Here is a 16,831-nt window from a genome sequence, read left to right as displayed (position 1 = left end):
GGGCGCTGGGGGCCCGCGCAGTGCAGCATGGCGCGGGCGAAGAAGGCGCGGGCGCCCTCGGGGTTCGAGAGGTCACGGGGCTCGGTGAGCAGCGGGTCGAGGGCCCGCTCGACGGCCCGGACGGTGGGCTGGGCGCTGAGGTGGCGCAGCGCCGCGCCCACGTCGCCGGTGAGGTCGGCGACCCGCAGGACCCGGTTTCCGCCGAGGAAGACCGTGGTCGCGAGCAGCCGGGTGCGCTCGTCCACCCGGGTCTCGGGCGCCCGGTAGCCGGCGAGGGCCTCGGCGGCCCGCTCGGTGGCGTCGGGCCGGACGGTGAAGCTGAGGGCGACGCGGTGCAGGAGACCGGGCTCGCCGGGGGCGCCGGTACGCGGCTGAGCCGGCTGAGCCGGACCGCGGGTGTCCGGGGTGGCTGGTCCTGGCATGGCGGTGGTTCCTTCCGGAGAGGCGGGCGCGGGTCGGCGGGTCGGTGAGTCGGCGTGCCGGCGGACCAGGGATCAGGGATCAGCGGGTCTGCCGCCGTACCGCGAAGCGCAGCGACACCGGGTCGGCGAAGCACTCGCGCATCGGGGCCACGAGGGTGCGGTGCTCGGTGCTGCGCTCCCAGACCTCGAAGGCGGCAGCGGTCTCCCACAGGCTGGTGATGACCCAGCGCGTGGGGTCGGTGGTGCTCTGGGCGACCTGGTCCTCGACGTGGCCGTCGACCTCGGCGACGCGGCGCGAGATGCCGTCGTAGGCGGCCAGGAACCGCTCGGTGCGGTCCTCGGGCACGGTGACCATGAAGATCACCCGGAGCGGGACGTCCGATGCGCTGCCCGGACCGGTGGTGTCCTGGGCGGCTGAGGTGGGCGCTGAACTCATGTGGGCTCCCGATGGCTTGCGTACGGGCCGGCCGGGCGGCCGGCAGGACTGCTCCCCGGACGTCCGCGGGTCGCCGACGGCGTGCGGAGTACGGCGTGCGGACTACGAGGGCGAGGTGCGGAGTACGGACAGGCGGCGCCCCCGAGGCGCACGGAAACGGCGCCCTGGACGTGCGCGGGGGAGGAGGTTGTGGGGGTCGCGCAGCGCGCGGCGCGGGCTCAGTGAGCGGTGACGGGCGGGGCGACGTAGCGGTCCGCCAGGGCGACGGCCCGCCTGCCGAGGGCGCGTCCGGCCATCGCCGCCTCGCCCGGGTCGAGCGGTCCGGCCGGGCCGGTGGTCACGGAGAGCCCGTAGGGATTGCCGCCGACGGTGCGGAAGGCGCGGTCGGTGTAGCCGGTGGGCACGGTCAGCGCGCCCCATTCGGCGACGGTTCGGTGCAGGGCGAGCAGAACGGCCTCCTGGCCGCCGTTGGCCGACGAGGCCGCGGTGAACGCGGTGACCACCTTGTGGGCGAGGGCGTCGCGCTCCGCGGCGGCGCCGCACTGCTCCAGGAACCACAGCACCTCGCTGGAGGCGTTCCCGAAGTACGTCGGGGTGCCCAGGGCGACGACCTGCGCCCACAGCACGTCCTCGACCCGTGCCGGCGGCGGTACTGCCGGCACGCCGGGCGTCTCCTCCCCACCGGTGGGCGGGCCGAGCCGCCGGAGCCGGGTGACGGCGCCGGCTTCCCGGGCGCCGGTCTCCACCGAGGCCGCGAGTTCGGCGACGGTGCCGCTGCCGCTGTGAAAGGCCACGAGCACGCGAATTGACATGAGTGACACATCCCCCCGTACATCTGTGCTCCCCGACTGTCACAACCGGTCGGGCAACGAGTAGAAGTCTAGGCGGCCACCGCCGACAGCTGTCAAGCTTTCACCGAAACTGTCTTTACAGCCTGTCATTGCATCAGACGTCGACTTTTCGGGGAGCTCCTGATCGATGGCCTACATTGACCCCAGATCCCTGCAGCGTGCGAGAAAGCGCGGAGTAACCCCCCTCATGACCAATGACGCAGACGGCGCCTCGCCCCCCGAGGCCCGCCCCGACGCGGGTCCGCCGGTCCACGACGTACAGCCCGCCCTCGGGCGGCGGCTGCGCGAACTGCGACTGCGCCGCGGGCTGTCGCAGTCGGCCCTCGCCGGCGACGTGGTCTCGCCCAGCGCGATCTCCCTGCTGGAGTCGGGGCACCGCCAGCCCACCCAGCGCACCTTGCACTACCTCGCCCAACAGCTGGGCTGCACCGTCGAGTTCCTCCGCGACGGGGTCGAACCGGCCGGCGGCGCCACGCTGCGCCTGGCCCTGGCCCGCACCGAACTCGCCGTGCTCAGCGGCGACGCGGAGACGGCCCGGGCGGAGCTGAACGCCGTGACCGGCGACGGCATGGTGCACTACCCCGGGTACGGCGAGCAGGTCAGGCTCCTGCGCGCGCTGATCGCCGAGCTCACCGGGGAGCCGGTGGACGCGGTGCGGCTGCTGGAGGGTCTGGTCGACGCGATGCCCGCCTCCTGGCGCGGCACCGGCGAGGAGGACGACGCGGAGGCGGACGCCGACCGCCGGTCCTCCACCGACCCGGACAGCGCCTTCCCCTGCCCGCCGACCGCCGTCTTCGCCGCCCTGGCCCGTGGTTACCGGGCGCTGGGCCGCCCGGAAGACGCCGCTCGCGCCGCCCGCCAGGGCCTCGCCCTGCTCGCCTCCCTCCGGCTGGACGAGGACTGCTACGCGGCCGAGCTGCGCGAGGTGCTCCTGCTGGCCATGGACGAGCTCGGGGCCCCGGCGGCGGAGGCGGTGGCCCGCCGGACGCTGGCGGCTGACGGCCTGGCCGACTCGGAGACCGGCCGGGTCCGCGCCCGGCTGGCCGCCGCGAGCAGGGCCCGCGAACAGGGCCTGGTCACCGAGGCGCTGCGGATCGTCGACAGCACCCGGGCGGTCGTGCTGTTCGGTCAGGAGCGCAGGCGCGCCGCCCGGTTCCGGGCGACGGCCGCGCTGCTGCTGTACGGGCGGGGCGACGGCGGGGACGACGTGGTCGACGCGCTGCGTACCTCCTGCCGGGAGCTCTCCGCGCTGGGCGACGCGGCGACGGCGGGCCGGTGCGCCGCCGCCCTGGCCGAAGTGGCCCTGCGAGAGGGCGAGTTGGAAGCGGCCCGGCAGCTCGCCGAGAGGTCGCTCGACGCCCTGTCGGACGCGGACCCCGGCGCCCCTCTCGCCGAGGTGCGCATCCGGCTCATGCTGGGCCGCATCCGCGCCGAGGCGGGCGACCGGGAGGCCGCGGGGGAGCAGGCGACCGCCGCGGCCGAGGTGCTGCGGCGCGTGCCCGAGGGCCGGGAGGCCGCCGACGCCTGGCGCGAGACCGGCGAGCTGCTGGAGCGCGCCGGGGACGCGGAGGGCGCGCTGGCCGCCTTCCGCAAGGCACTCGGGGCGGTCGGCATCGGCCGGAGTTGACCGGCGCCGACGCCCCCCATGACGTACCGCCGTACGCGGAAAAGGAGACGTGTCACAAACTGTCAACGAGCGTCGATGTGGACCCTTACTTCATTGACTAACTGTCATAGGCCTCCTTACGATCCTCCTGACCGGGGACCGTCCAGTGGAGGAGGCCGTCATGGCCGCGGTACGCGATCGTCTTCATGTCCTCGTCGTAGGGGCGGGGGTCGGTGGTCTCGCCGCCGCCCGGGGGCTGGCCGCCCGGGGACACCGGGTCACCGTCCTGGAGCGGGCACCCGCTCTCACCCGGGTGGGAGGCCACCTCGGCGTGCAGAGCAACGCCGTCCTGGCGCTGCGCGCCCTCGGCGCCTCCGCGCCCGTGGAGGAGTGCGGCGTTCCGGTGGAGCGCTTCGAGATCGCCTCCTGGCGGGGACGCCGCCTCGCCTGGTGGTCCCCGGGCGCCCTCGGCCGTGAGATGTCCGCCCCCAACGTCACCGTCCCCCGCCATGTGCTGCTCACCGCCCTCCGCGACGCCGCTCTGACGCACCGGGACGCCACCGAGCTGGTGTTCGGCGCCGAGGTGCGGGAGATCGCGGCCGTGGACGACGGCACCGGCGTGACGGTCCGGACCGCGGACGGGCGGTCCTTCACGGGGGACCTGGTGGTCGGGGCCGACGGCGTACGGTCCGCGGTCCGCCGCCTCGCGGGCCTGCCCGGCACACCCCGCACCGCCGGATACCTCACCTGGCGCGGCGTGGCCGCCGCCCGACCGCCGGCGACAGGACCGCACACGGCCCGCCACTACCTCGGTCGCGGCCGCACCTTCGGCCACTGGCCCCTGCCGGACGGCCGCACCTACTGGGTGGCCACCCGCCTCCGCCCCGGACCGTCCGCCGGCGCCGCCCCGGCCGGGCCCCCGGACCCCGCCGACCTGCCGTCCCGGGCCCGGGAACTCGTCGGGGCGACCCCGGCCCACGACATCCTGCACACCGCGGTCGACACGGTCGAGGGCTGCGACACCTGGCACACCGGGCGCGTCGTGCTGCTGGGCGACGCGGCGCACGCCATGGAGCCGGTCACCGGCCAGGGCGGTGCCCAGGCCCTCCTCGACGCCCTGGCGCTGGCCACCGCCCTGGCCGGCGTCGGCGCCGCGGACGGGCCGGGCCGGATCGAGGGCGCTCTCGCCGACTACGCCGCCACCCGCCGCGGCCCCGCCCGGAAGGTCGCCGAAGAGGCCCGTGGCCTCGGCGGACTGCACCACCTCGACAACGCGGTCGCCGTCCGCGTACGCGACACCGTGCTGCGCTGCACCCCCCATTCCGTCTGGCAGCGGCGCGCGGCCCTGCGCCTGGACGAGCGCGATCTCCTCGCAGCGGCCGCCCCCGCCGGCCGCGGCACCGCACGGGAGGCGGCCCGGCGATGACCACGAACACGACCCCGACTCCGTCCACCGCTGCGACAGCCGCTTCACAGCCGGCCATGAAGCCCCGTCTGGCACTGCTGTACGCCCTTCCGGCGGACCGCCTCGGCCCGGCCGTCGCCCACTGCGCCGCCCATCCCTGGCCGACGGGCTGGGACGACGGCACCTACCGGCTCGCCGCCGAGCACGCCTTCCACGGCGATGGCCTGCTCATCCGCTTCCTGGACTTCGAACCGCTCGGGACCGCGCCGACGGGAACCCCCGATGCGGACAGTCTGTACGCCGCGCTCGAGTACGCCGCCGGCCTCCCCGGGGTCGCCGAGGCCGACCTGCCGCTCGCCCGGGCCGCGGGCGTGTGCCCGGCGCCGGACCCGGCCCAGGACCCGGCTCCGCCCGGCCCCGAGCAACTGCGGGCCGCGCACCGGAAGATGGCGGTGATGCCGTTCGCCGGCCGGATCACCGAGGACCGGCTGCTGCCGGGCCCGGACGTGCCGCGCCGCCTCGCCGCCCTGCGCTATCCGGCCCGGCCGGGCCGGGGCGAGGCCATCCAGGACGCCCTCACCGGCGGCCGCGACCTCCCGGTGAACGGCCGCCCCGCGTCGGCCGGCACCTCCATCGCCCTCGCCTCCACCTCGCTGTTCCGCCGGGACGACACCGTCGTCCGGCTGATCGAGGTGGCCGGGGACATCTCCGCCGGCATGGCCCACCTGCGGCGTACCGCCTCCAAGGGACCCGGCGCCCAGCGGCTCGCCGGGCTGCTGCTCCCCGGCTACGACCTGCGCACCGAGGACGGCTTCGACCGGTTCCTCGCCACCGGCACCCTCACGCCGGTCACCGGCCACGCCTGACCGGCACCGCTCCCCTTCCGCCGCCGAAGCGGCGCGCCGGGGCCCTGATCCAAGGAGAATCGGATGACCCACGCCACCGGCGGCCTCGCCACCGACTGCCTCACCGCCGCCCGTGACATGGCCGGGAAGATCGGTACGCACTCCGCCGACATCGAGCTCGACCGTGCGCTGCCGGCCGCCGTCACGGACGCGCTGCGCGACGCCGGGCTGTTCCGCATCGGACTGCCCGCGCACCTCGGTGGCGTCCGGCTGCCCTTCCCCGACATCGCCGCCGTGGTGGAGGAGGTCGCGTACGCGGACACCGCCACCGGCTGGTGCCTGGCGATCGGCAACACCAACGCCTTCCTGGCCTGGCTCGAGCCCGACGCGGCCCGGGAGCTGACCCGCGGTGGAGCGGTCCTGGCCGGCTCCACCGCCCCCGTCGGCACGGCCGACCCGACCGGGACCGGGTCGGCCGTCCGCCTGACCGGCCGGTGGAGCTTCTGCTCCGGCGTCCCGCACGCCGACCTGGTGATGGCCGGCTACCGGGAGCGCGGCGCCGCCGGCCCCCCGGTCGACGCCCGGGTCGCCTTCGTACCGGCCCCGTCGGCCACCGTCCACGACACCTGGGACACCATGGGGCTGCGCGGCACCGCGAGCCACGACGTCTCGCTGGCCGGGGTGGAGGTCCCGCTGTCCCACACCGTGTCGTTGCAGGGGCCCGCGCCGCACGGGGCGGAGCTCCACCGGCTGTCCGCCCTCAACATCCTCATGGTCCTGCTGGCGGGCGTCCCCCTCGGCGCCGCCCGGCGGGCGCTGGAGGAGACGGCGGCGCTGGCGGCCGCCAAGCGGCGGCCCGGGAGTTCGTCCCCGCTGCTGGACGAGGCGGAGACCCTCACCGCGCTGCTCCGCGCGGAGGCCGCCGTCGGCGCGGCGCGCGCCTTCACGCACGAGGTGCTGGGCCGGACGTGGGACGTCCTGGCGGCCGGGGACACCCCGTCCCCGGAGCTGCGGGCACGCGTCGCGGCCGCCGTCGGGCACGCCCTGGAGACCTGCCGGGCGGCCGCGACCACCGCCCTCCGCCTCGCCGGTACGTCCGCGCTGCGCACGGACCACCCGCTGCAGCGCTGCGTGCGCGATCTGCACGCCGCCGGGCAGCACTTCGCCTTCTCGGACGACATGGCCCAGCGCCACGCGCGGACCCGTTTCGGGCTGCCGCAGCCGTTCTCGCTCTTCCAGGTGTGAACCCGGTTCCACCGAACTTGGCCGTGTCCGCACAGTCCCGCCCCGTATCAGAGGTGACCGATGAGCAGCCCCGCCACCCTCAGCACCGCCGATCCGCTCGCCGCCCCGGACGACCTGCTCGCCCGCTGCGCCCGCGTCGCCGACCTGGCCCGGCCGTACGCGGAACGGACCGACCGCGACGGCGTCCTTCCCGAGGAGGTGCTCACGGCCCTGGACGAGGCGCGGCTGTTCTCCCTCGCCCTGCCGCGGGAGCTCGGCGGCCTCGGCAGCGCGCCCGGCGAGATCGTCCGCGCCGTGGAGGAGCTGACGTACGCCGACGCCTCGCTCGGCTGGACCGCGCTGATCGGCCAGTCCTCCGGTTGCCTCGCCTGGATGGACCCCGGCGCGGCCCGGGAGATCACCGGTACGACCCCGGACCCCCGAGTGGCGGGGTCGATGGCCCCGGCCGGGCGCGGTGTGCCCGCGGCGGGCCCGGACGGCACCCCGGGGTTCCGGCTGTCGGGCCGCTGGCCGTACAACTCGGGCTGCCGGCACGCCCAGTGGCTGGTCGTCGCCTTCCTCCCCGGCGCGCCGGGCGGGGGCCCGGACGGCCCGCCCCCCGGCGTACCGGCGGGCGAACGGCCCTCGGGGCCGCCCCCCATCCGGTGGGCGGCCGTGCCCGCCGGAGCGGCACGGACCCTGCCCACGTGGGACGTCATGGGTCTGCGCGGTACCGCCAGCGACGACGTGGTGCTGGAGGACGTGTGGGTGCCCGCCGCGCGCACCTTCGATCCGCTGCGGGAGCCGGCCCGGTGCGGCGCCGCTCTGTACCGCCACTCGCTGTTCACCTTCCTCATGACGGTCATGGCGGGCTTCCCCCTCGGGCTCACCCGGCGCGTCATCGACGACTTCACCGAGACCGCCGCCGCCAAGGGCCGGCTGGGCAACCGCCATGTGCTGCTCGACGACCCGCTGGTGCAGTCCCGGCTGCTGCGGGCGCGCAGTGAGGCGCGGGCGGCGCGGCTCCTGGTGGCGGAGGCGATCGCGACCCTCGGCGCGGAGGAGACGGCCGACCCGGTACGGGACCGGGCGGCCCTGGCGGCGGCGGTGCAGCACGCGGTGCGGGTGTGCGTGGAGACGGCGGAGTGGGCGTTCCACACGTCCGGGGGCAGTGCGATCCACCTGAGCGACCCCCTCCAGCGGGCCTGGCGGGACGCGCTGACCGCCGCCAGCCACATCGCCTTCTCGACCGCCGCGGTGGGCCGTACCGCCCGCGCCCTGCTGCGCCCGGAGGCGCTGTCCGGCATGGACTCCCTGCTCGTCTGACGCCGCGTCGGTCACCGGAGCCGTACGGGTCTGCGCAGCCGCGTAGGCCCGTAGAGACATGCGCGGTTGACGGAGCGTCGGACGCTCATTCGGTCGGCGGCCCCCTGTTTTGGCGCCGCGTCAGGAACCCCTTGCAAGATAGTTAGCCGACTAATAGATTTGCCGCATGCCTTCTGACACACCTGGGAATCCCGGGGGGCAGGCCACACCACCGCCTGCCGGCGGCCCTCCGGGCCCGCCGGGGCCCCCCGGTGGAAAAGACCCGCTGATCGCCGGCTCGGGATGGTTCGCCGTCGTGGCCACGGGCCTCGCCATCTTCATGACGACCTTCGACATGACGGCCGTCGCCATCGCCCTCCCGGACCTCAACCAGGAACTCTCCACCTCGCCGCACGAGGGCGAGTGGCTCATCCTCATCTACGCCGGCGCCATGGTCGCCCTCGGCCTCCCGGCCGGGCGGTACGTGGACTCCTCCGACGTCCGCGGCACGTTCGTGGTCGGGGCGCTCGGGTTCGCGCTGGCGAGCGCCCTGGCCGGGTTCGCCGCGAACCTGCCGCTGCTGCTCGGGGCCCGTCTGCTGCAAGGCGTCTTCGGCGCCCTGCTGGCCGCCGTCGTCCCGGTCATCGCCACCCGCGCCGTACCGCCCTCCCAGCGCGGCCGTGCCCTGAGCATCATCGGGGTCCTGGGGCCTCTCGGCGCGGTCAGCGGACCGGCCCTCGGCGGCCCGCTGGTGGACCTCTGGGGCTGGGAGTCCGTGTTCTTCGTGGTGGTGCCGTTCAGCCTGGCCGCCGTCGTCGTCGGCATCCGCCATCTGGCGGCCCTGTCCCCGATGCGGCTGCCGTCGGCCGGACTCGCCCTGGAGAGCGTGATCGTGGCCGCGGGGACGCTGAGCGTCTTCGCCGCCCTCACCCTGCTCGCCGGCCCCGATCCGAACCTCCTGTTCGTCGGAGCCCTGCTGGTGGCCACGGTGGTCTGCTTCCTGCTCTGGCGGCGCACCACCGGCTACGGCGCGGCCCGCGGCTCACTCGGCGTGTCGGCCGTCGCCGCGTGCGTCCTGTCCCTGTCCCTCACCACCGTCGCCAGCGGCACCCTGTACTACCTCCCGCCGTTCGCCCTGGAAGCGTTCCGCGGCTGGTCGGCGTCGACCATCGGCCTGCTGCTGCTGTTCCAGCCGCTCGCCATGGGCGCCGTCGGGCCGTTCGCCGGCTACCTGGTCGACAAGGGGAAGCCCCGCGTCACCGCCGCCCTGGGCCTCACCTCCATGCTGGCGGGCTCGGTGCTGCTGATGCTCGGTATCAAGTCCTGGCCTCCCGCGCTGCTGGTCTGCGCCCTGCTGCTGTGCGGCCTGGGCCTCGGCCTGTTCGCCGGGCCCAACCAGACGATGCTGATGACGAGTGCGCCGCCGCAGCTGCGCGGTACGTCGGCGGCGCTCTCGGGCACCGGCCGACAGATCGGCCTGGCACTCGGCCCGGCCCTGGCCACCATCATCTGGCTCATCGGAGACCGCAGCGGCGGATCGACCGGGGACGGCCTCGTGACGGCCTTCGTCGTCGCGCCGGTGGCCATCGCGGCCGCGCTCGGCGCGTTCCTTCTCCTCACCCGGGGCATGGAGCCCCTGCCGCAGGGCCCGCCAGGCCCGCCCGGGCCGCCGCGGCCCACCCAGCCGGCGGGCCAGGCCGGCACCGGCCCGGACGCCGAGTCCGCCGGGGGGAACCGCGTACCTCCGCAGAGCCCGCGGGCCTGACCCGGCCCCCCGTTCCCGTCCATTCCCCACCGTTTCTCACCCGGCACGGCCGGCGTCGGCCGGCACCACCTCGCACGATCGCGTTCGCTCATCACCGGAAGTGGAGCCTGTTTCGTCATGACCAAGATCGCAGTTATCGCCCACAGCCTCGCCGGCTCGGCCCTGTCCCTGGCGGACGCAGTAGCAGAGGGCGCCGCGAAGGCGGCGGACACCAACGAGGTCCGGCTGCTGAGGGTGCCCGACATCCGCAGTGACGAGGAGCTCGCCCAGGACCCGCGGATCGGGAGCCTGTTCACCGAGCGGGTCGCCTCCCACCCCGTCGCGACCAACGACGACCTGGCGTGGGCCGACGCCGTCATCCTGGGCAGCGGCACCCGGTTCGGCGGCATGTCGGCGTCGATGCGCAAGTTCCTGGAGGACGCGGCGGGCCTGTGGGTCACCGGCGCGCTCCAGGGCAAGGTGGGCGCCGCCTTCTCGGCCGCCTCCACGCCGCACGGCGGTATGGAGCGGACCGTTCACGACCTGCTGACCGCGATGATGCACTTCGGCATGCTGATCGTGTCTCCCGGCTACGCCGACCCCGTGCAGTACCGCGCCTCCAGCCCCTACGGTTCGGTCGCCCAGGCCGGCGGCCCCTCGGGCCTGATGCCGACCGAGGACGACCTGGAGGCCGCGCGCTTCCTCGGCGCGCTGGTGTCCCGGACCGCGGCGCGCCTGGCACCCGCGGACCCGGTCGTCTGACGACCCGTCCGACCGACCGGCAGTCCGCCCCGGACGCCCGGTCGGCGGCGGCCCCATCCCGGCCGGTCCCGTAGAGCCGGCCTGCCGGGCGGCACGTACGCCGCCGCCCGGCAGGGCGTTCCGTCCCCACTCGCATGCAAGTCCCCCTGTCCATCCCGTCCGCGCCTCGCGTGCCGGGGGCCTGAGCCGCTCACGGCCCGCGCGCCACGTGCTCATCCGCAGGAGTCACCATGTCCAGTACCTCCGCTCAGCCGCGTATCTGGCCGTCCGGCATGCTCTTCGGCGTGATCGCCGTGGCGGCCAACCTCGTGGTCTTCGGCATCGCCCGCGTCTCCTCCGGCGGCGATCTGGTCGTCCCCGGCTGGAACGGCAATCCGCCGCAGACCGTCGGCCCGGTGCCCATCCTCTTCATGACGCTCATCCCGGCGGTCCTGGCCGTCCTGTTCGGCCTCGCCCTCAAGCGCTTCCTGCGCTCCCCGCGCACGGCCTTCCTGGCCGTGGTCGGCGGCCTGACCCTGCTCTCCTGCGCCGGTCCGCTGACGTCCGGCGCCGGCGGCGGCACGGTCGCCGCGCTCACGGCGATGCACCTGCTGACCGGCGGCCTCATCGGCTACGGCGTGTCCCGCGCCCTGCCCACGGCGGACCAACGAGCGACCCAGACCACCCCCGCCTGACCCCGCACACGCCGACCTTTCACACGACCGCGCCCCCTGCCCGGACCTCGGGCAGGGGGCGTCGGCGTTACTCCAGCGCATGAATCCCCTATGCCGCCAAGGACGTGTCCTCAGGGGCCGGGGCCGGGGCGCCGACCGAGCCTCCGGCGCGGGGGGCCACGTGGGCAGAGCGACGCCGACCGGGCGCGCGTTCGCCGCGCGTTTCGGCGATCATCATGTCGACGCACGCCCGTATGTCGTCGTCCTGGGCCACTCGGCGAAGGCGGTGCGCGGCGCTGCCCTCGGCCAGGGCCGCCTCGGCCAGGTCGTTGACCGTCTCCCAGTCTCCGAGCTCCTCCAGCCAGGGGCGCAGCCGGCACAGCATGGAGCGCACCACGTAAGACGCGGGCGCAGCGAGATGGGTGACCGGATCGACCAGGTCTCCTTCGAGGCCCGATCGTGCCGCGCGCCATCCAGCTGCCCGCAGCCACTCCTGCCTGCCGCCGCACGCGCACTCCTCACGCGTTCCCGCCGGGCGAGCGCAGGCGTCGAGGACGAGTGCGCGGAAGAGCCCGGCGATCAGCACCACCGTCTCGGCCCGCGGGCAGGCATCACTGATGCGCAGCTCCAGGGTCTGCTGGTGGCTGGAGGGGCGTACGTCGTAATAGACCATGCCCGCGTCGCTGATCACCCCGGAGCGCACCAGCTCTTCGACCGTGGCGTCGTAGTCGGCGGCGTCGGCGAAGCAGCCCGCCGGCCCGGCGGTGGGCCAGCGCTGCCACAGCATCGTCCGCCAGCTGGCGTATCCCGTATCGGCACCCAGCCAGAAGGGGGAGCTGGCCGACAGCGCCAGCAGTGTCGGCAGCCAGGGGGCGATGGCGCACATGGCCCGTACGGCCGTGTCGCGGTCGGGGACGTCGACATGGACCTGCGCACCGCAGATGAGCTGCTCGTCGGCGACCAGGCGGTACGCGTCGACCATGCGCTCGTACCGCGCGTCCGCGGTGGTGTCCCCGCGGGTCACCCGGGCCAACGGCACCGTTCCCGCCGCCACGACGGCCAAGCCCTGGGAAGAGGCGGCTTCATCCAGCGCACGGCGGGACCGGGTCAGGTCCGCGTGCAGCGCCTCCAGCGACGCGTGCACGCCACTGTTGGACTCCACGACGGACTGCTTCAGCTCGGTCGTGAAACCCTCTCCCGGCACCTGCCCGAGCAGCGCGTTCGCCCGTGGGACCGACATCCGGCTCTCCACATCCACCACGTGGAACTCCTCCTCGACACCCACACGGACGGTCATGGCCACTCCTCACCGATTCTTCGCGCGCACGCGTCAGCGGTCGCCGGGTTCTCGGTCGGCGGCGCGGCGGCGCGGGGCGTGCTGGGAGGTCCGGTTTCCCCGTGACGCCGTTGATACGCCCGGCACTTCCTGGGGTTCTGGTGCGCGGTGATGACATGCCTGACATGCCCGGCGACCCGCAAGAGCGCGTATACGCTCTCTCGGCCGGGCACACGGCAGACGTCGCGCGTCAGGCAGGACGCGCCGCTGGCCGGGAAGGACGTCATGGGCACGGTGGTGCACGTTCCGCAGACGCGGGACATGGTCGGCGAGGAACTCTCCGGTGACGAGGCGTTCACCGCGCTGCGGCGCTACGGCGGTCGCACGCTGCTCGTCGACTCCTTCGCCCGCTTCCGGTACGCGGACGGATTCAGCTTCGCCCGGTCGCTCGGCTACCAAGTGGTGCTCGGCATCGTCCCCTTCACCATCGCCCTGGTCGGCGTGACGACGACCATGCACACCGAGGGTCTGGGACAGGCCATCGAGCTGTCCCTGGCGCGCATCGTGCCGGGCGCCAGCGCGGACCTGGTGCGGCAGGCGCTCGCCGACACCCGGCAGAGCGCGGGCGCGGACAGGGCCGGGGCCGTGGCCATGTGGCTGGGCCTCGCCTTCGCGGTCCTGAACCTCGCCTCCGCCATGGGCCAGATCGAGCGGGGCTGCAACCGCATCTACGGCATCGAGCGGGACCGGCCCTTCGCCGCCAAGTACGGCAGGGGCGTCCTGCTCGCCGTCGGCGCGGGACTTCCCCTGGGGATCGGCTTCCTCGTCATCGTCGCCGGTCCCGAGATCGGCGAGTCGGTGACGCGGGCACTGCACTGGCCGCCGCACCTGCTCACCTGGTGGCGGCCGTTCCACCTGCCGCTCGGGACGCTGCTCGCGGCACTCGCCTCCGCCGTGATCTTCCGCTGGGCTCCCCGCCGGGACCAGCCCGGCTACACCTGGCTCGTGTTCGGGTCCGGCATCCATCTCCTCTTGTGGGTCGTCGCCACCTGGCTCCTGGGCCTCTACATCGGCGGCAGCGGATCCTTCGGAGCGGTGTACGGCCCCTTGACCGCGTTCGTCGCGCTGCTGCTGTGGGCGAATGTGACGGGCATCGCCCTCTTCCTCGGCGTCGCCTTCGCCGCCCAGCTCGAAGCGGCACGGGCGGGGATCACGGAACCGGTCCACCCGGACCCCGGCCCGGGCGCCTGACGCCGGTGTCTGACCTGTGGGAACCGGGGTATCCGCAGGACCTGACCATCGCCTCCGGATTGAGGAGTGAGTATGCAGACCGGTGACGTGCAGACCGGTGACGTCGTCGAGCTCATCCTGCGGGACCACCGCCGCATGGAGGAGCTCTTCCGCACGCTGCGCAACGTCGAAGCCGACCGTGCCGCCGCCCTGGAGGAGTTCGCCCACCTTCTCATCGCCCATGCCTCTGCGGAGGAGGACAAGGTCTACCCCGCGCTGCGGCGGTACAAGAACGTGGACGACGACGACGTCGAGCACAGCGTGCACGAACACACGGAGGCCAACGAGGCCTTGCTCGCCCTGCTCGAAGTGAAGGACGTCACGTCCCAGGAATGGGAGGACAAGCTCGAACAGCTCGTCACGGCGGTCAACCACCACGCGGACGAGGAGGAGCGGACGCTCCTCAACGACGCGCGCGAGAACGTCGGCGACGATCGCCGTGCGGAGCTCGGCACGGCCTTCAGCGAAGCGCGTGCGCAGTATCTGGAGGCCGCCTGCGGCAGCGTCGAGAACGTACGCAAACTGGTGGATTCGCGCAGTTGACCCTCTATGTCGACCGTCCGACCGACCGGCCGAACGAAGGAAGAATCATGGTCATAGCAGTAGTTGTCGTGGTGTGCGCACTGCTTCTCGTTCTGGGGTTCCTGGTGCCGAAGCTGTCCCATGGCCCGCAGAAAGGGACGCAGAAGTCCCTCGGCCTGGGAGCGCGAGGCGCCAACAAGGCGCCCGGGTTTCTCGGCCGCTGGCTGAGCAAGCCCTTCCACAGCAGTAACCGCGCGGTCGGGCGCAGCGCTCGCGCCGGCCGCAAGGGACGTTCCCGCCTGCCGTTCTGACCCCTGGTGGACCCGAGCTACAGGAAGCGGCGCATCGGCAGTACGGCCGCTTCCCTGGCTCGCTGTACGAGGGAGCGCTTCTTCCAGCGGCCGCCGCTGATCCTTTCACTTGCCTTGAGGTCCTGGTCGAAGTGCTCGTCCAGGGTGGCGGTGAAGGCCTCGTCCAGGACGGCGAGCATGACCTCTTCGTCGTGGTCGAGGGAGCGCCGGTTGAAGTTCGTCGAGCCGATCAGTGCGGCGGTCCGGTCCACAGTGATGATCTTGGCGTGCATCATCGTCGGCTGGTACTGGTAGATCCGCACGCCGCATGCCGTCAGGTCTTCGTAGTACCGCTGCCCGGCCAGCCGGCAGACCCGCTTGTCGGTGTGCGGACCCGGCAGCAGGATCTCCACCTCGACCCCGCGCCGGGCTGTCGCGCACAGCAACTCGACGAAGTGGGCGTCAGGGGCGAAATAGGCGGTCGCCAGGCGAACCCGCTCCTCGGCGGATTCGAGCACCACCCGGATCAGCGTCTGCATGTCCTGCCAGCCGATGCTGGCCGACCCGCGCACCACCTGCACCACCGCATCACCCTGCGGCTCGTGCTCGATGAAGCGGTCGCGCTCGTCGAAGAGTTCGTCGTGGCACTCGGCCCAGTTCTGCGCGAACGCCGCGGCGATGCCGTCCACGGCCGGACCGCGTACTTCGACGTGGGTGTCCCGCCATTCGTTCTCGTTGCGGGCGTCGCCGCACCACTCCTGGGCGATCCCGACGCCGCCGGTGAAGGCCACGTGCTCGTCCACGACGAGGACCTTGCGGTGGCAGCGGTGGTTCTGCTTGAACGGCGAGAGGTAGAGCGGCTTGCGGAACCAGGACACCTGGACGCCGGCCCGCTCCATCGCCGCCAGTTGGTCCTTCTCGATCAGCCGGCTGCCGAACCCGTCCAGCAGCAGACGTACCCGTACGCCCGCGCGGGCACGGTCGGCCAGGGCCCGGGCGAACGCGCGGGCTATGTCGCCGCGCCAGTAGACGAAGGTCATCATGTCCACCGTGTGCTCGGCGGAGCGGATGGACGCCAGCATGGCCTCGAAGATCTCGTCCCCGTTGCGCAGGGCCACCAGTGCGTTGCCCTCCGTGGCGGCGATGCCGATGAGGCGCTCCAGGCGTCGCCGAAGGCGGTGCTTCCGTTCGCTGGAGAAAGGTTCCGGCATCGTGTGCGTGCTCGTCATCTGTTCGGCGTCTACGGCGTGGGCGGGACAAGCCGGCGCGGTCCTGCCTACTGAGTGGTGAGCATGCCTTCGCGAAGCCGCTTCAACGTACGGGACAGCAGGCGGGAGACGTGCATCTGCGAGCAGCCGAGGCGTTCGCCGATCTGCGACTGGGTGAGTTCCTCGACGAAGCGCATGTGGAGGATCTGCCGGTCGCGGTCGTCGAGCTCGGCGATGAGAGGCGCGAGGGCGTTGAAGTCCTCGACGAGTTCCATGGCGGGGTCTTCGGCGCCGATGAAGTTGGCGAGGGCGGCTTCCCCTTCCTCGTTGTCGCCGGTGATCGCGGCGTCGAGGGAGCTGGAGTTGTACCCGTTGGAGGCCAGACGGGCTTCGATGACCTCTTCCTCCGTCAGGCTCATCAGCTCGGCCAGCTCCTTGACCGTGGGGGTGCGGCCGAGCCGGGTGCGCAGCTCCTCGGTGGCGCGGGCCAGCTCGACCCGGGCCTCCTGGAGGCGGCGCGGGACGTGGACGGCCCAGGAGGTGTCGCGGAAGAAGCGCTTGATCTCACCGACGATGTAGGGGACGGCGAAGGTGGTGAACTCCACCTCACGGGACAGCTCGAAGCGGTCGATCGCCTTGATCAGACCGATCATGCCGACCTGGACGATGTCCTCCATCTCGTCGGCGCCGCGGCTGCGGAAGCGGCCGGCCGCGTAGCGGACGAGGGACATGTTCATCTCGATGAGGGTGTTGCGCGCGTCCTGGTACTCGTGCGTGCCCTCCTCCAGTGCCGCCAACCGCTCGAAGAACAGCTTCGACAGGGTGCGGGCATCCTTCGGAGCCACCTTGAGCGGGTCGTCAACCGTCGGCAGGCCCGTCGCACCGTTGTCCACCAGCGTCTTCGTAGCCGTCGTCAGCATTCTCGGGCCCTCCCTCATCCACCAGCACTCGTCTCGACCCCCGTAAGGCCGCGCCTACCCGAAGCGGAGCCG

Annotated in this window: 17 protein-coding genes; 11 read left to right on the top strand and 6 right to left on the bottom strand. The window is 73.5% G+C overall.

The genetic code is table 11. The annotated features are described in order from the left end of the window. From ABZX67_RS26505 to ABZX67_RS26495, 3 genes are all read right to left on the bottom strand, one after another. Positions 1 to 422 (bottom strand): SchA/CurD-like domain-containing protein (locus ABZX67_RS26505; RefSeq protein ID WP_355364750.1); only part of this gene is annotated, 422 nt, incomplete at its 3' end. Positions 423 to 501: 79 nt separating this feature from the next. Continuing rightward, positions 502 to 858, bottom strand: a complete 357-nt coding sequence (locus ABZX67_RS26500) for an antibiotic biosynthesis monooxygenase family protein (protein WP_355364747.1) — start codon at positions 856 to 858, stop codon at positions 502 to 504. 218 nt (positions 859 to 1,076) lie between these two features. After that, complete coding sequence (locus ABZX67_RS26495; RefSeq protein ID WP_355364744.1) at positions 1,077 to 1,670, bottom strand: NAD(P)H-dependent oxidoreductase; 594 nt, start codon at positions 1,668 to 1,670, stop codon at positions 1,077 to 1,079. Between the two features lie 226 nt (positions 1,671 to 1,896). Between ABZX67_RS26495 and ABZX67_RS26490 the strand changes: the two genes are divergently transcribed. The 8 genes from ABZX67_RS26490 (at position 1,897) to ABZX67_RS26455 (ending at position 11,274) form a co-directional block, all read left to right on the top strand. Further along, on the top strand, positions 1,897 to 3,336 hold the full coding sequence (locus tag ABZX67_RS26490; RefSeq protein ID WP_355364741.1) for a helix-turn-helix transcriptional regulator: 1,440 nt from the start codon (positions 1,897 to 1,899) through the stop codon (positions 3,334 to 3,336). Between the two features lie 160 nt (positions 3,337 to 3,496). Continuing rightward, positions 3,497 to 4,741 carry an NAD(P)/FAD-dependent oxidoreductase gene (locus ABZX67_RS26485; protein WP_355364738.1) on the top strand — a complete coding sequence of 415 codons (1,245 nt, stop codon included), beginning with the start codon at positions 3,497 to 3,499 and terminating at the stop codon, positions 4,739 to 4,741. Between the two features lie 56 nt (positions 4,742 to 4,797). Next, the gene (locus ABZX67_RS26480) at positions 4,798 to 5,586 is read left to right on the top strand and encodes a SchA/CurD-like domain-containing protein (protein ID WP_355364735.1); all 789 of its coding nucleotides are present in this window, start codon (positions 4,798 to 4,800) and stop codon (positions 5,584 to 5,586) included. A 63-nt stretch (positions 5,587 to 5,649) separates the two neighbouring features. Continuing rightward, on the top strand, positions 5,650 to 6,810 hold the full coding sequence (locus tag ABZX67_RS26475; RefSeq protein WP_355364732.1) for an acyl-CoA dehydrogenase family protein: 1,161 nt from the start codon (positions 5,650 to 5,652) through the stop codon (positions 6,808 to 6,810). A gap of 60 nt (positions 6,811 to 6,870) precedes the next feature. Beyond that, on the top strand, positions 6,871 to 8,115 hold the full coding sequence (locus tag ABZX67_RS26470) for an acyl-CoA dehydrogenase family protein (protein WP_355364729.1): 1,245 nt from the start codon (positions 6,871 to 6,873) through the stop codon (positions 8,113 to 8,115). Positions 8,116 to 8,410: 295 nt separating this feature from the next. After that, complete coding sequence (locus ABZX67_RS26465; RefSeq protein WP_355364726.1) at positions 8,411 to 9,859, top strand: MFS transporter; 1,449 nt, start codon at positions 8,411 to 8,413, stop codon at positions 9,857 to 9,859. A gap of 117 nt (positions 9,860 to 9,976) precedes the next feature. Next, positions 9,977 to 10,600 carry an NAD(P)H:quinone oxidoreductase gene (gene wrbA / locus ABZX67_RS26460; RefSeq protein ID WP_355364723.1) on the top strand — a complete coding sequence of 208 codons (624 nt, stop codon included), beginning with the start codon at positions 9,977 to 9,979 and terminating at the stop codon, positions 10,598 to 10,600. A gap of 230 nt (positions 10,601 to 10,830) precedes the next feature. After that, positions 10,831 to 11,274, top strand: coding sequence for a DUF6069 family protein (locus tag ABZX67_RS26455; RefSeq protein WP_355364720.1), 444 nt, complete (start codon positions 10,831 to 10,833; stop codon positions 11,272 to 11,274). Positions 11,275 to 11,362: 88 nt separating this feature from the next. Here ABZX67_RS26455 and ABZX67_RS26450 read toward each other — a convergent pair whose 3' ends face one another. Continuing rightward, complete coding sequence (locus tag ABZX67_RS26450; RefSeq protein ID WP_355364717.1) at positions 11,363 to 12,550, bottom strand: glutamate--cysteine ligase; 1,188 nt, start codon at positions 12,548 to 12,550, stop codon at positions 11,363 to 11,365. A 264-nt stretch (positions 12,551 to 12,814) separates the two neighbouring features. Here ABZX67_RS26450 and ABZX67_RS26445 point away from each other — a divergent pair, with 264 nt between their 5' ends. The 3 genes from ABZX67_RS26445 to ABZX67_RS26435 all read left to right on the top strand — a co-directional run bounded on the left by ABZX67_RS26445 (position 12,815) and on the right by ABZX67_RS26435 (position 14,652). Beyond that, positions 12,815 to 13,780, top strand: a complete 966-nt coding sequence (locus ABZX67_RS26445) for a YihY/virulence factor BrkB family protein (protein ID WP_355364714.1) — start codon at positions 12,815 to 12,817, stop codon at positions 13,778 to 13,780. 72 nt (positions 13,781 to 13,852) lie between these two features. After that, a complete protein-coding gene (locus tag ABZX67_RS26440; protein WP_355364711.1) occupies positions 13,853 to 14,362 on the top strand; it encodes a hemerythrin domain-containing protein in 510 nt (169 codons plus the stop codon). 47 nt (positions 14,363 to 14,409) lie between these two features. Then, positions 14,410 to 14,652, top strand: a complete 243-nt coding sequence (locus ABZX67_RS26435) for a DUF6411 family protein (RefSeq protein WP_355364762.1) — start codon at positions 14,410 to 14,412, stop codon at positions 14,650 to 14,652. Between the two features lie 17 nt (positions 14,653 to 14,669). Here ABZX67_RS26435 and ABZX67_RS26430 read toward each other — a convergent pair whose 3' ends face one another. Continuing rightward, complete coding sequence (locus tag ABZX67_RS26430) at positions 14,670 to 15,860, bottom strand: phospholipase D-like domain-containing protein (protein WP_355364708.1); 1,191 nt, start codon at positions 15,858 to 15,860, stop codon at positions 14,670 to 14,672. A gap of 47 nt (positions 15,861 to 15,907) precedes the next feature. After that, on the bottom strand, positions 15,908 to 16,759 hold the full coding sequence (locus tag ABZX67_RS26425) for an RNA polymerase sigma factor SigF (protein WP_355364705.1): 852 nt from the start codon (positions 16,757 to 16,759) through the stop codon (positions 15,908 to 15,910). Positions 16,760 to 16,831: the final 72 nt, after the last annotated feature.

The organism is Streptomyces sp. NPDC003036 (genome assembly GCF_040611175.1).
Taxonomy (GTDB): Bacteria; Actinomycetota; Actinomycetes; order Streptomycetales; family Streptomycetaceae; genus Streptomyces.
This window is presented reverse-complemented; position numbering and strand designations above follow the sequence as displayed.

What these genes read in the sequence shown, in the direction of transcription:
- ABZX67_RS26500 (WP_355364747.1), bottom strand. Translation starts at nt 858, where the DNA reads ATGAGTTCAGCGCCCACCTCAGCCGCCCAGGACACCACCGGTCCGGGC.
- ABZX67_RS26495 (WP_355364744.1), bottom strand. Translation starts at nt 1,670, where the DNA reads ATGTCAATTCGCGTGCTCGTGGCCTTTCACAGCGGCAGCGGCACCGTC.
- ABZX67_RS26490 (WP_355364741.1), top strand. Translation starts at nt 1,897, where the DNA reads ATGACCAATGACGCAGACGGCGCCTCGCCCCCCGAGGCCCGCCCCGAC.
- ABZX67_RS26485 (WP_355364738.1), top strand. Translation starts at nt 3,497, where the DNA reads ATGGCCGCGGTACGCGATCGTCTTCATGTCCTCGTCGTAGGGGCGGGG.
- ABZX67_RS26480 (WP_355364735.1), top strand. Translation starts at nt 4,798, where the DNA reads ATGAAGCCCCGTCTGGCACTGCTGTACGCCCTTCCGGCGGACCGCCTC.
- ABZX67_RS26475 (WP_355364732.1), top strand. Translation starts at nt 5,650, where the DNA reads ATGACCCACGCCACCGGCGGCCTCGCCACCGACTGCCTCACCGCCGCC.
- ABZX67_RS26470 (WP_355364729.1), top strand. Translation starts at nt 6,871, where the DNA reads ATGAGCAGCCCCGCCACCCTCAGCACCGCCGATCCGCTCGCCGCCCCG.
- wrbA (WP_355364723.1), top strand. Translation starts at nt 9,977, where the DNA reads ATGACCAAGATCGCAGTTATCGCCCACAGCCTCGCCGGCTCGGCCCTG.
- ABZX67_RS26455 (WP_355364720.1), top strand. Translation starts at nt 10,831, where the DNA reads ATGTCCAGTACCTCCGCTCAGCCGCGTATCTGGCCGTCCGGCATGCTC.
- ABZX67_RS26450 (WP_355364717.1), bottom strand. Translation starts at nt 12,550, where the DNA reads ATGACCGTCCGTGTGGGTGTCGAGGAGGAGTTCCACGTGGTGGATGTG.
- ABZX67_RS26445 (WP_355364714.1), top strand. Translation starts at nt 12,815, where the DNA reads ATGGGCACGGTGGTGCACGTTCCGCAGACGCGGGACATGGTCGGCGAG.
- ABZX67_RS26440 (WP_355364711.1), top strand. Translation starts at nt 13,853, where the DNA reads ATGCAGACCGGTGACGTGCAGACCGGTGACGTCGTCGAGCTCATCCTG.
- ABZX67_RS26435 (WP_355364762.1), top strand. Translation starts at nt 14,410, where the DNA reads ATGGTCATAGCAGTAGTTGTCGTGGTGTGCGCACTGCTTCTCGTTCTG.
- ABZX67_RS26430 (WP_355364708.1), bottom strand. Translation starts at nt 15,860, where the DNA reads ATGACGAGCACGCACACGATGCCGGAACCTTTCTCCAGCGAACGGAAG.
- ABZX67_RS26425 (WP_355364705.1), bottom strand. Translation starts at nt 16,759, where the DNA reads ATGCTGACGACGGCTACGAAGACGCTGGTGGACAACGGTGCGACGGGC.